This is a genomic window from Micromonospora okii (assembly GCF_020884795.1).
In the GTDB taxonomy this organism is placed as follows: Bacteria; Actinomycetota; Actinomycetes; order Mycobacteriales; family Micromonosporaceae; genus Micromonospora; species Micromonospora okii.
In genome coordinates, this window is sequence record NZ_BBZF01000012.1 from 385362 (window position 1) to 397196 (window position 11835).

Annotated in this window: 9 protein-coding genes; 6 read left to right on the forward strand and 3 right to left on the reverse strand. The window is 75.4% G+C overall.

The window, feature by feature from the left end:
* Positions 1-11: 11 nt before the first annotated feature.
* Entirely contained in the window at positions 12-1070 is a 1059-nt protein-coding gene (locus tag LPU43_RS01155) for a lysylphosphatidylglycerol synthase transmembrane domain-containing protein (protein WP_229397927.1), read from the reverse strand.
* Between the two features lie 208 nt (positions 1071-1278).
* Here LPU43_RS01155 and LPU43_RS01160 point away from each other — a divergent pair, with 208 nt between their 5' ends.
* From LPU43_RS01160 to LPU43_RS01185, 6 genes are all read left to right on the forward strand, one after another.
* A complete protein-coding gene (locus tag LPU43_RS01160; protein ID WP_229397929.1) occupies positions 1279-2379 on the forward strand; it encodes a DegT/DnrJ/EryC1/StrS family aminotransferase in 1101 nt (366 codons plus the stop codon).
* Positions 2376-3341 (forward strand): Gfo/Idh/MocA family protein, encoded by a 966-nt coding sequence (locus LPU43_RS01165; RefSeq protein WP_229397931.1) that lies wholly within the window; start codon positions 2376-2378, stop codon positions 3339-3341. Before LPU43_RS01160 ends, LPU43_RS01165 begins: the two co-directional genes overlap by 4 nt.
* A 194-nt stretch (positions 3342-3535) precedes the next feature.
* Positions 3536-5725, forward strand: a complete 2190-nt coding sequence (locus LPU43_RS01170) for a DUF6077 domain-containing protein (RefSeq protein ID WP_229397933.1) — start codon at positions 3536-3538, stop codon at positions 5723-5725.
* 181 nt (positions 5726-5906) lie between these two features.
* Positions 5907-7664, forward strand: a complete 1758-nt coding sequence (locus LPU43_RS01175) for a CDP-glycerol glycerophosphotransferase family protein (RefSeq protein ID WP_229397935.1) — start codon at positions 5907-5909, stop codon at positions 7662-7664.
* Positions 7665-7805: 141 nt separating this feature from the next.
* Positions 7806-8462 carry a response regulator transcription factor gene (locus LPU43_RS01180; protein WP_229397936.1) on the forward strand — a complete coding sequence of 219 codons (657 nt, stop codon included), beginning with the start codon at positions 7806-7808 and terminating at the stop codon, positions 8460-8462.
* A gap of 9 nt (positions 8463-8471) precedes the next feature.
* Positions 8472-9866 (forward strand): sensor histidine kinase, encoded by a 1395-nt coding sequence (locus tag LPU43_RS01185; RefSeq protein ID WP_229397937.1) that lies wholly within the window; start codon positions 8472-8474, stop codon positions 9864-9866.
* A gap of 99 nt (positions 9867-9965) precedes the next feature.
* On the opposite strand, the gene LPU43_RS01190 is transcribed toward LPU43_RS01185, so the two are convergent.
* Both LPU43_RS01190 and LPU43_RS01195 read right to left on the reverse strand, forming a co-directional pair.
* The gene (locus tag LPU43_RS01190; RefSeq protein WP_255684257.1) at positions 9966-10922 is read right to left on the reverse strand and encodes a TAXI family TRAP transporter solute-binding subunit; all 957 of its coding nucleotides are present in this window, start codon (positions 10920-10922) and stop codon (positions 9966-9968) included.
* Positions 10923-11083: 161 nt separating this feature from the next.
* Positions 11084-11770, reverse strand: a complete 687-nt coding sequence (locus tag LPU43_RS01195) for a hypothetical protein (protein ID WP_229397938.1) — start codon at positions 11768-11770, stop codon at positions 11084-11086.
* Positions 11771-11835: the final 65 nt, after the last annotated feature.

Sequence of the window (11835 nt, forward strand, 5' to 3'; positions counted from 1 at the left end):
CGCCCCGGCCGCTACTCGGCGGCGGGGGCGGCCCCGGCCGGCGCGTCCCGGCGGAGTTGGCGCACGCCCGACAGGGCGGCCAGCCCGGCGGCGAGCACGTCGGCGATGGTGAAGATCAGCCGGGACGCCAGCGCGATGCCCATCGCCGCGCCGACGCCGCCGCTGTCGACCAGGAACGGGGCCAGCGCGGCGACCAGCACCGCCTCCCGCACGCCCAGCCCGGAGGGGGAGAGGAAGGCGAACATGCCCACCGTCATCGCGATGGCGAACGAGCCGACGCTGCGCAGCAGCCCCTCCAGGCCGGGGGTGGCCTGGGCGTTGGCCAGCAGCCACAGGTGCACGCCGAACAACGTGTAGCCCAGGGCGCTCCAGCCGACCACCCGCAGCACGCCCGGCCAGGTGAGCCGGTGCTCCAGCGGCGGGCGGCGCAGCACCCTCAGGGCGAGCTGCACGAGGGCGGTGAGCACCCGCGGCACCGCGCAGACCAGCGCCACCGGGAACAGCGCCGCCACGATCCAGAGCGCGACCCGCACCGAGTCGGCGTACGTGGAGTCGTCGCCGCCGGCCGCCTCGCGCAGCGCGGGCAGGCTCAGCAGGCCCAGACCGAGCGCGGCGGTCACGCCGAGCCCCACGCTGACCAGGGTGGCCAGGAAGGCGCGGGCCCGGGGCAGGCCGACCCGCCGGCTCAGCTCGATCTGCAGCACGTACGCCCACACGCTGCCCGGGATGTACTTGCCGAGCTGGCCCACCAGGCAGATGCGCAGGGCGGCGGGGACGGACACCCGGTGCTCCAGGTCGTCCACGGCGGCCCGCCAGGCCATCGTGTTGGCCACCATCCCGGCCAGCGCGGCGAGGACCGACAGCACCACGGACTGCCAGGCCAGCCCGAGCCAGGTGGAGCGGACCTGGGGCCACTGGTCGACCACGCTCCACACCATCCCGACGGCGATGGCGGCGACGACCACGACGCGCAGGCCCACCGACAGCCACCGCCTCAGGGGGCCGGCGGGGGCGGGCGGGGCCGCCGCCTCGGAGGTGGCGACGTCCTGCCGCGTGGCGGTCTCAACCATGCGTCACGTGCCTCCGCGTCGCGTTCTGCCGGTCGTAGGCAGTCAGATGGTGACAGAGCAAGGCACAACCCTAACCGAGCCCGCGCGCCGCTTCCTGCCGGTGCGGCCCCCGCGTGCCGGTCGCCCCAGGCCGACACGCCAACCGTTCCCCGGCCCCGCGCCGCTGTTACCGTGCTGGCTGCCACCGACGACCCGCAAGGAGAACCCTGTGATCCCGATTTCCGTCGTCAGACTCGACGAGGAGGCTGAGCAGTTGGCGGTGGAGGTGATCCGCTCGGGCCGGCTGGCGCAGGGCCCGATGGTCGCCCGGTTGGAGCGCGAGTTCGCCGACCTGGTCGGGGTGGAGCACGCGGTGGCGGTCAACAACGGCACGACCGCGCTGGTCGCCGCCCTGGAGGTGCTCGACCTCCAGCCCGGCGACGAGGTGGTCACCAGCCCGTTCACCTTCGTCGCGACGCTCAACGCGATCCTCGAGGCGGGGGCCACCGCGCGCTTCGCCGACATCCGCGCCGACGACTTCTGCGTCGACCCGGAGGCGCTCGCCGCCGCCGTCGGCCCGCGTACCCGCGTGCTCATGCCCGTGCACCTGTACGGCCAGCCGGCCGACATGGACGCCATCGTGCCGCTCGCCCGGCGGCACGGCCTGGGGCTGGTCGAGGACTCGGCGCAGTCGCTGGGCGCGGCCGTCGGGGGGCGGGGGGCGGGCAGCTTCGGGCTGGGCGCGTTCTCGCTCTACGCCACCAAGAACCTCACCACGGGTGAGGGCGGCATGATCACCACCGACGACGCCCACCTCGCCGACCGGCTGCGGGTGCTGCGCAACCAGGGCATGCGGCAGCGCTACCAGTACGAGGTCGCCGGCCACAACTACCGGCTCACCGACCTCCAGGCGGCGCTGGGCATCCCGCAGCTCGCCACGTACGGCGACAACGTCAAGCGGCGCAGGGACAACGCGGCCCGCCTCACGGCCGGCCTCGCCGACGTGCCCGGCCTGCGGCTGCCCGCCGAGCTGCCCGGCCGGTCGCACGTCTGGCACCAGTACACCGTCCTGGTCACCGAGGCCGCGCCGGCCACCCGGGACGAGGTCGTCGCCCGGCTGACCGAGCAGGGCGTCGGCTGCGGCGTCTACTACCCGAAGACGGTCCACGACTACGACTGCTACCGGGAGCACCCCCGGGTGGTGGTCGACCCGACCCCCGTCGCCGACGACGTGGTGCGCCGGTGCGTCTCCCTCCCGGTGCACCACCACCTCGCCGACGGCGACGTGGACCGGGTGGTCGAGGCCGTGCGCAAGGCGGTCGGCGCGTGAGCGGGCGGGTGCGGTTCGCCCTCGTCGGCACGGGCGTGATGGGTTCCCTGCACGCCCGGGTCATCGCCCAGTCCGACCGGGCCACGCTGGCCCGGGTCGTCGAGCCCCGCGAGTCCGCCGGCCGGGAGATCGCCGACCGGTACGGCACCGAGTGGGCGCCCGAGCTGGACGACCTCTCCGGCGTCGACGCCGTCGTCGTCGCCGCCCCCACCGAGTTCCACCACGACCTCGCCGGCCGGGTGCTCGCGGCCGACACGCCGCTGCTGATCGAGAAGCCGGTCTGCGGCAGCCTCGCCGAGACCGAGGAGGTGGTGGCGGCCGCCGAGAAGCGCGGCGTGCCCCTGCTGTGCGGCCTGCTGGAGCGGTTCAACCCGGCGGTGCTCACCGCCCTCGCGCTGGTCGGCGACCCGGTGCACCTCACCGTCACCCGGCACTCCCCGTACGCGCCGAGGATCCGCACGGGCGTGGCGTGGGACCTGCTGATCCACGACGTCGACCTGGCGATCCGCGCGTTCGGCGGCCAGGAGCCGACGTCGGTCCACGGCACGCTGGGCCACTTCCACCCGGGCTCCCTGCCCGGGGCGGAGGACGTCGCCGAGGCCCTGCTGACCTTCGGCGGCACCGCCCTGGCCAACGTCTCCGCGAGCCGGATCGGCCAGCGCAAGGTGCGGACCCTGGTGATCAGCGAGGTGGACCGGCTGATCGAGGCGGACCTGATCCGCCGGGACGTCACCATCTACCGGCACGTCTCCCTGGACGCCGCGACGCCGGACGGCCGGGGCTACCGGCAGCAGAGCATCATGGAGGTGCCGGAGCTGATCAGCAACCGGGAGCCCCTCGCCGCCCAGCTCGACCACTTCCTGGACATCCTCGCCGGCGTCGCCGACGCCGACGCCGAGCGGCGGGGCATCCTCCCCGCGCACCGGGCCGTCGGCCGGCTCTTCGCCGACGACTCCCGCTGAGGCCCGCCGGCACCCGTGTCGCCCGGCCGGGGCGGCGATCCCGGTCGGGTAGGCTGCGCACCGTGCGCCGCGCCGCCGGCCGGGGACCCAGGCCCGGCCGGGTGTCGCCCGGCGGCCGGTGACCCGCGCCGGCCAGGTGCCGCCGTGGCGGCGCACCCTTCCCACTCCACTCGACGAGGAACAAGGAACACCCCGTGCCGAAGGTCGTAGACGACGCCCTGGCGGCGGAGGACCGGCGCGAGCCGGACGAGCAGCCCGCCACGGACGGGCCGCAGGAGGAGCAACCGGTCGAGCAGCCCACGCGGGTGTCCGGCTGGCGGCGGTTCGCGGCGGCCTTCGGGTACGCCGTGGGGGCCCTCCCGCGCCGGATCACCGACGCCGCCGTGCTGGCCTTCGCGCTGTTCACGGCCCTGTACCACGCCGCGTTCCTGATCGAGGCGCGGCCGTCGGCGATCTTCGGGGTCTGGCTGGTCTGCTGTGCCGTGCTCGCCGTCTGCGCGGTGGCCCTCGCGGTGCTGCGCGCCGTACGGCGACGCCGTGCCGCCGTGGCCCCGCCGCCCCCCGAGGCCGGCGGCGAGCCCGAGCGGGCGCGCTGGTGGTGGCTCGCCGCCACGGGCACCGGCCTGCTCGGCATCGGCGCCGCCGTCACCGCCGGGGTGGGCGGGCTGGTGTCGTGGTGGGTGCCGACCGGCCTCGGCCTCGCCGCCGCCGTCGGCGCGGCGCTGCTGGCCCGCCACACCTGGCTGGCCCGGGCCGACGCCGAGGAGCCGGTCGCCACCCCCTGGCAGGCGCTCTACGTGCTCATCATCTCGGCCGGCGTCGCGGTCTCCTCGCTCTACATGGCCCGCAACACCCCCGACGACGTCTTCTACGTCGGCAAGTCCGTCTGGGTGGCGGAGCGGGACACCGTGCCGCTGCGGGACTTCCTGTTCACCGAGAACGTGGCCGCCCCGATGAGCACGCAGCCGCCGATCTCCTCGATCGAGGTCTTCGCCGGCGCGCTCGGGCGGTTCCTGGGCCTGCACGCCGCCGACGCCACCTGGTTCGTGCTGCTGCCGGCGCTCGCCGTGCTCGCGGTGCTCGCCCTGTGGCGGCTGGTGCACCGCTGGGCGCCCCGCCGGCCGGTGCTGGCCTTCACGGTCGCCGTCGTCTACCTCTACTTCGTGGTCGGCTCGGACGCCGCGCTCGGCACCTTCCACCTGCCCCGGCTCTACGAGGGCAAGGGCATGTTCGTCTCGGCGGTGGTCCCGCTCATGTGGGTCTACCTGACCGACTGGTTCGAGTCGCGCGCGAAGTGGAAGCTGTTCCTGGTCTTCGCGCTCTCCGTGGTGGCGACGGGCCTGAGCTCGACCTCCGCGATCATCCTGCCGATCCTGGTCGGCGCGGCCGGGCTGGCGATGCTGCTGGTGGGCCGCTGGGGGGCGGCGCTGGCCGCGGGCGCGGTCGCGCTGCTCTACCCGGTCGGGGCGGTGGTGCTGTCGCGGCTGGTGCTCGGGTCGGTCGCCGCGGTCGGAGGCGAGACCCAGTTCTTCGACGCCGAGGGCACCTACCGCCGTACCCTGCTGGTCGGCACGCTCGGCGTGATCGGCGGCCTCGCCCTGTGGTTCGCGCCCCTGCTCGTGCGGCGGCGCACCCCCCGGCTGCTCGCGGCGAGCGCCGCCGTGACCATGAGCGTGCTGTTCGTGCCCGGCGTGCTGGAGGCGCTCGCCGACGCCACGGGGGTGTCGGCGGTGCTGTGGCGGGTGCCCTGGATCCTCGCCCTGCCCGGCCTGATCGGCATCCTCTGCACCGTCGGGCTGCCCCGGCTGAAGTGGTCGTCGCGGCTGGCCGGCACCGTCGTGGCGGGCGCGCTGGTCTTCTCCTTCGTGCAGTACGGCGTGCCGATGTGGGACAAGCGGAGCTTCGTCGAGGTCGCGCCGCGTCCCCTGTGGAAGCTGCCGCAGCAGCGGCTGGAGATCGTCCGGTGGATCGAGGGACTTCCCCGGCAGCCCGGCCTGCTGCTCGCCCCGTCGACGCTGATGCGCACCGCCCCCATCGTCAGCAGTCACCTGCGGGTCGTCATGCCCCGGGTGGGCTACCTGGTCGAGTACGACCAGAACTCCGACTTCGTCCGGGACCGGCGGCGCCTGGCCGCGTTCGCCGACGGCACGGAGATCCCACCGCTGCCCGACCTGGAGGCATCGCTCGGGCGGCTGAACGTGACGACGATCTGCGTCTACTGGGTGAACCTGGAGGCCAAGGACGCCCTGCGGAAGCTCGGCTACGAGCAGTACGCCCGGCGGTTCGCCCCCGGCTCGGTGCGGTGCTTCCGCAAGTGGCCGCTGGAGGAACCCGACAGGAAGGCGACCGCGTCCGAGAAGAAGCGGCAGGGGACGAACGGGTAGCAACGGGATGAACACGGCAATACCCGAATATGGATTCCCATGCGCCTCGCGTTAAGGTCTGGGGGCGAGTGGGGCCGGGCACCGCGAACGGATGGCCCCCGCAGTTAGCCACCTGAACGTCGAGGCCGGTCCCGCAACGGGGGCCGGCCCCGTCGCCGATCTCGTTGGGGGAGAGTAAACGTTGTTCGGCAAGTTGATGGGACCGGCGGGAGTGGCCGCTCGCGGGGCGGTGCTGTTGCTGTTCTACCTGGTCGCCCTCGTCTCGGCGGCGCTGGGCGCGGTCTGGGTCTTCGCGGTCGGCGCGACCCTGGCCATCGCCGGCGAGTTCGCCCTCGCCCGCTGGTCGGCCCCCACCATGACGCTGCTGGAGAAGGTCGGCCTCGGCCGCGTCTACCGCCAGCTCGCCCGGGACGCCGCCAGCATCCTGCTCGTCGTCGCGGCGCTGCGCCTCACCGCCGGGGAACTGGTCACGGTGCTGCTGCTGCCCGTCGCGGTCTGGGTCGTCGCGGTCTTCGCCGGCGCGCTGAACCGGATGATCGACCGGCGCAACCCGGCATCCGCGCTGGTGCGCAACATCGACCTCGGCCCGCTGCGCGCGGCCCCGCGCCCGCCCGAGTGGGCGGCGGGCGTCGCCGGGGAGCGGCTCGCCGTGGTCAACATGCTGCTCGTTCCCGCCGCCGTCCTCGCGGCGGCGTGGGACAGCGTCACGCCGATGCTGGCCGGCGGCGCCGCCACCGTGCTCTCCGCGGCGTTGGCCGGCGGCGTGGTCGCGCTGACCTGGCTGCGCGGCCGGGGTATGGGCAAGAGCCCGCTCCTGCCGGCGGTGCAGCACTGGATGGAGAGCTACCGCCCCGAGGTGGCCCTCTACTTCGCCGGTCCGGCGAAGGACGTCTACCAGGCCAACATGTGGCTGGCCCCGACCGAGGCCCTCGAGCGGCGGGCCGTGGTGCTGATGCGCAGCCGGGAGGCGTTCCACGAGCTGGCCGACACCCGCCTGCCCGTGATCTGCGTGCCGGCCGGCGTCGACTTCATGAACCTGGACCTGACCAGCGTGCGCGCCGCCCTCTACGCGGCGAACGTCGGCGCGAACATCCACATGCTCCGCGAGCCGGGCACGAAGCACGTCTTCGTCGGCCACGGCGACAGCGACAAGCAGGCCAGCGTCAACCCGTACAGCAAGGTGTACGACGAGGTGTGGGTGGCCGGCCTGGCCGGGCGGGAGCGCTACGCCCGGGCCGGCGTCGGCGTGCTGGACGCCGACATCGTGGAGATCGGCCGGCCGCAGCTCGCCGGCGTGCACACCTTCGGCTCGGAGTCGATCGACCGGCCCTTCACGGTGCTCTACGCGCCGACCTGGGAGGGGTGGCTCGACGACGACCCGTACCACACCTCGCTGACGGCGATGGGGGAGCGCATCATCCGGGGGCTGCTCGCCGCCCGCCCGTCGGTGCGAGTGATCTACAAGCCGCACCCGCTGACCGGCACCCGGTCCAAGGAGACCAAGGCGGTCCACGAGCGGGTGGTGGAGCTGATCCGCGCCGCCGGCGGCGACACCGAGGCCACCTCGCTGGACGGCCCCGGCCACCGGGTCGTCACCGGCCGGGTCCCGGCCCTGTTCGACTGCTTCAACCAGACCGACATGCTGATCAGCGACATCTCCAGCGTCGTCTCCGACTTCGTGCAGAGCCAGCGCCCCTACGTGGTGGCGAACCCGAGCGGGCTGCCCGAGGACGAGTTCCGCCGCAACTTCCCCACCTCGCGGGGGGCGTACCTGCTCTCGGCCGACTGCGGCGAGCTGGAGAAGATCGTCGCCGTCACCCGGGCCGGCGACGACCCGATGACCGAGGCGCGCCGGGATCTGAAGGTCTACCTGCTCGGCCCGGACGAGCCGAACTCGATGGAGCGCTTCCGACAGGAGATCGGCCGCCTCTGCGGCTGAGGCGTCACCACACTGTGGGGGCCCGGACGACCTCGGTCGTCCGGGCCCTCGGTTCGTCGTGGTCTGACCGGGCGGCCCTCCCGCCCGCGCGACGCTTCTGCGACCATTCCACGATCCAGCACGAGGAACGGGGGAGGCGGGTTGCGCATCCTGCTCGTCGAGGACGACCGCCGGGTGGCCGCCGCCCTGTCGTCCGCCCTGGCCCGCCGGGGCTACCAGGTGGAGCACGCCGCCACCGTGGCGGCGGCCCTCCGCGCCGCCCCCTGCGACCTGGTGCTGCTCGACCTGACCCTGCCCGACGGCGACGGCACCGACCTCTGCCGTGCCCTGCGGCGGCGCAGCGCCCAGCTCGGCATCATCGCGGTCACCGCGCGCGGCGAGGAGCGCGACCGCGTGCTGGGGTTGCGGCTGGGCGCCGACGACTACGTGGTGAAGCCGTTCTCGATGGTGGAGCTCCAGGCCCGGATCGAGGCGGTGCTGCGCCGGGCCGCCCACGCCGCGCCGGGGCGGGACGTCATCGAGGCGGGGCCCGTCCGCATCGACGTGGCCGCGCGGATTGTCGCCGTCGACGGCCGGGAGGTCGCCCTCACCCGCAAGGAGTTCGACATCCTGCTCTCGCTGGCCCGGCAGCTCGGGGCGGCCGTGCCCCGCGACCGGATCCTGCTCGACGTCTGGGGCACCACGTGGGGCGACCGGCACACCGTGGAGGTGCACGTCGGGTCGCTGCGCGGCAAGCTGGGCGACGCCCGCCTCGTGGAGACCGTCCGTGGGGTCGGCTACCGGCTGCGCGGGGCGTGAGGGGGGCCCGTGCGTCGTCGGCTGGTCGTCAGCTACCTGCTGCTGATGGTGCTGGTGCTCATCGCGCTGGAGACCCCGCTCGCGGCGACCCTGGCCAGCCGGGAGACCGACCTGCTGCGCGCGGACCGGCTCGCCGACGCCACCCGGTTCGCCTCGCTGGCCGGGCCGGCGCTGCGCGGCGGCGTCCCGGGGCCGATCGGCGGGGAGCTGGCCAGCTACGACGAGCTGTACGGCATCGGCGCGGCACTGGTGGACCGGGACCGGCGCACGGTGGTGGCGTCGCGGAGCTGGCGACCCGGGCCGGACACCGACCCGGCGCTGGACCACGCGCTGTCCGGGCAGCAGTTCAGCGCCCCGGACTCGGTGGTGCCGTGGGCGGCCGGGCCGGTCGTGGTGGCCGTGCCGGTCAACGACGGCGGCGAGGTGCTCGGGGCGGTGCTGATCGCCAGCCCGGCGGACGGCGTCCGGCGGGCCGTCGCCGCCCGGTGGCTGCTGCTCGTGGCGATCGGCGTCGTCGCCGTGCTGGCCTGCGTGCTGACCGCGTTCGGGCTGGCCGGCTGGGTGTTGCGCCCGGTCACCGAGCTGGACGCGGTGACCCACGAGATCGCCGAGGGGGACCGGGGCGCGCGGGTGCAGCACCGGCTGGGCCCGCCGGAGCTGCGCCGCCTGGCGGCGAGCTTCAACCACATGGCCGACGCCGTGTCGGACGTGATGGACCGGCAGCGGGCCTTCGTCGCGCACGCCAGCCACCAGCTCCGCAACCCGCTGACCGCGCTGCGGCTGCGGGTGGAGGAGCTGGGGCCGAGCCTGACCGACCCGGAGGGGCGGGCCGAGCACCGGCTGGCGCTGGAGGAGACCGACCGGCTGGCCCTGCTGCTCGACGCGCTGCTCACCCTGGCCCGCGCCGAGCGCGCGGAGAACCAGCGGGTCGCCGTGGACGCGGCGGCCGTGGCCGCGTCCCGGGTCGCCGCCTGGCAGCCGCTGGCCCGGCACCGTTCGGTCGCCCTGCGCCTGACCACGAGCGACGTCCCGACGTACGCCCGGACGGTGCCGACGGCGGTCGACCAGGCGCTCGACGCGCTGATCGACAACGCGGTGAAGTTCAGTGGGGCGGGCGGCGAGGTGACGGTGACCGTCCGGCCCGCCGACGGCGGGGTGTGCCTGGAGGTGCGGGACACCGGCCCCGGCATGCCCCCCGACCAGCTCGACCGGGCCACCGAGCGGTTCTGGCGGGCCCCCGACGTGCAGAACGTGGAGGGCGCCGGGCTCGGGCTGACCATCGTCGCGGTCCTGGTGGACGCCTCCGACGGCCGGCTCACCATGCGCCCGGCGCAGCCGCGCGGCCTGGTGGCGGGGCTGTGGTTCCCCGCCGGCCCGGACTCGCCCGCCGAGCGCGTCGGCTGACCCCCGGACCGGCGGCCCGGCCGATCCCCGGAGCGGCTGATCCCCGACCTGCCGGCTGATCCGTCGACCGGCCCGGCCGATCCCCGGCCCGGGAGACCGTCAGGGCTTGTGCGACCGGTACCAGTCGGCCGCGCCGGGATGCAGCGGCAGCGGGGAGGTGGCGATGGCCGAGCGGGGGCTCGTCCGGCCGGCCGCCGGATGGGTCGCCGCCAGCTCGGTGCGGCGCTCCATCAGCAGCCGGGTCACCTCGCGGACCAGCGGCTCCGGCAGGTTCGCCCGCACGACGAGGTAGTTCGGGTTCGCCACGGTGGTGACCGGGTCGACCCCGTACACCGAGCGGGGGATGTCCCGGGACACGTAGACCTCGCGGTAGCCGCGGCGCAGCGGCTCGCTCCACTCGCCCAGGTCGACGATCCGGGTGGCGGTGGCGGAGGCGAGTTCCTCGACGCCGTGCACCGGCAGGCCCCCGGAGAAGAAGAACGCGTCGATCCGACCGGCGCGCAGCGCGGCGACCGACTCGTCCAGGCCGAGCCGCTCCCGGCGCACGCGGTCGCCGCCGAGGTGGGCGACCTCCAGCAGCCGGGTGGCGGTGACCTCCGTCCCGGAGCCGGGCGCGCCGACGGAGACCCGCCGGCCGCGCAGGTCGGTCACCGAGCGGACGGGGCCGCCGGCCGTGGTGACCAGGTGCAGCAGGTCGTCGTAGACCCGGGCCACCGCCAGCACGCCCGGGTGCTCCTGGCGGCCGGTGGGCAGCACGTCGGCCTGGGTGAAGCCCAGCTCCGCCCGGCCCTCGCCGACCAGCCGCATGTTCTCCGCCGAGGCGGCGGTGATCACCACGCTCGCCCGCACCTCGGGCAGCTCCCGGTTGAGCAGGGTGGCCAGCGACTGGCCGAACGCGTGGTAGACGGCGGTGGGGCTGCCGGTGGCGATCCGGATCGGGATCGGCGCGCCGCGCGCCTCCCGGCAGCCGGCGAGCCCGGCCGCCGCCGTCACCAGCACCATCAGCAGCGCCCCCACGCGCCGGGCGCGCGCGGGCACGGTCCAGCTACGGCTCACCCGGTGCACTCTGCGCGGTCCACCGTCCCCGCGCAAGCCCGCAGCCGGCCGCGACGAGCCGGCCCGCCGCGACCGGCGGGCCGCCGCGAGGCCCGCGCCGTCCGCCGTGACGCGCCCCCCGCCGCGATCGGCCGGCCGGCGTGAAGCGCCGACCGCCGCGATCAGCCGACTGCGGCGACGCCCGCTCCGGTCGCCGGGTCCAGGGCGACGCTGTGCAGGATGCGGTCCCGGTCCGGGCCGTCGGCGACGCTGACCACGAAGCAGCCCGCGCCGGGCCGCAGCAGGGCGGGCACGTCCAGCAGGGTGGCACCGCGCACCAGCATGGCGGCCAGCTCCCGGTCGGTGAGCCGGACGCCGAGGATGTGCCGGCGCACGTGCCGGCCGCCGGCCAGCAGCGCCGCCCGCCAGGCCGCGGCGGCCAGCCGGGGACGCGCCGCACGGCGGGCCGCGGACGCCCCCGGGACGACCCCGCCGAGCAGCTCCCGACGGCTCTGCCGCCAGCCGGCGTCGACCAGCGTCGCGTACGTCGCCCGATGCTCGCGGGACACCTGGAGGCGGTGCAGCTCGTAGCGGCGGCGCAGGCCGCCGGTGATCTTCTCGTGGGCGACCGGGATCTCCAGTCGGGCGAGAAGGTGGCGCATCCGGTGCGCCGCGTCCTCCCGGTTGAACTCGGCGGCGGGGGCGAGGGCGTGGGTTGGGTGACGCCCGGCGCGGGCCGGGACGGCCGGCGCGGAGGCGCAGCGCACCAGGCAGGCCACCTCGAACGCGTCGGCGACGGTCCGCCAGTCCAGTGGCGGCGGGGCCGCAGCGGGGCGAGGCCGGTCGAGCAGCGTGGGTTCGGGGGCCACCACAGTCTCCTTGTCGGCGTCGGGGGTACCCCCTACCGTGGCCCCCCGGGCCGCCCGGCGGTACC

Bases quoted from the DNA above. Each gene is read 5' to 3' on its own strand.
- LPU43_RS01155 (WP_229397927.1), bottom strand. From the start codon at position 1,070: ATGGTTGAGACCGCCACGCGGCAGGACGTCGCCACCTCCGAGGCGGCG.